General features: G+C 52.5%; 1 protein-coding gene. It reads left to right on the forward strand.

Annotated elements, in window-relative coordinates:
* Positions 1–613 (forward strand): phosphopantetheine-binding protein (locus tag JCM10914_RS28145; protein ID WP_036720693.1); only part of this gene is annotated, 613 nt, incomplete at both ends.

Below are 613 nucleotides of genomic sequence, written 5' to 3' on the forward strand. Positions count from 1 at the left end.
TAAACCCGGACAGCGAATGTACCGGACCGGGGACTGGGTACGTTACCTGGCGGATGGCAGCCTGGAACACCTGGGACGGATCGATGACCAGGTGAAAATCAGAGGCTATCGGATCGAACTAGGCGAAATCGAAGCGGCACTACGAAACGTGGCGGGAATATCGGACGCAGCGGTTGTGGTCAGGGAGGATAAGCCAGGCGAGAAACGGATTGTCGGCTATGTGGTGGAATCCGAGGAAACAGAGGAGCCGATTACTTGGCGGTTGGTGCTGAGAGATCAATTGCCGGACTATATGATACCTTCACAGATTGTGATGTTGCCATCACTGCCGTTGACCCCAAATGGCAAGGTGGACCGCAAGGTGCTGCCGAAACCGGAGCAAATGCCAAAAGAGGGTTATGTGGCGCCGCGAACGAGGGTAGAAGAAAAATTGGCAGAAATCTGGAGTGGGGTACTGGGAGTAGAGCAAGTTGGCATATACGACAACTTTTTTGAGCTTGGCGGGGACTCCATCGTTAGTATCCAAATCGTGTCAAAGGCGAATCGGATGGGAATCAAAATGGCTCCGAGACATATTTTCGAGCACCAGACGATCTCAGAATTGGCACAAGTT

Source organism: Paenibacillus sp. JCM 10914 (assembly GCF_001315105.1).
In the GTDB taxonomy this organism is placed as follows: Bacteria; Bacillota; Bacilli; order Paenibacillales; family Paenibacillaceae; genus Paenibacillus_AQ.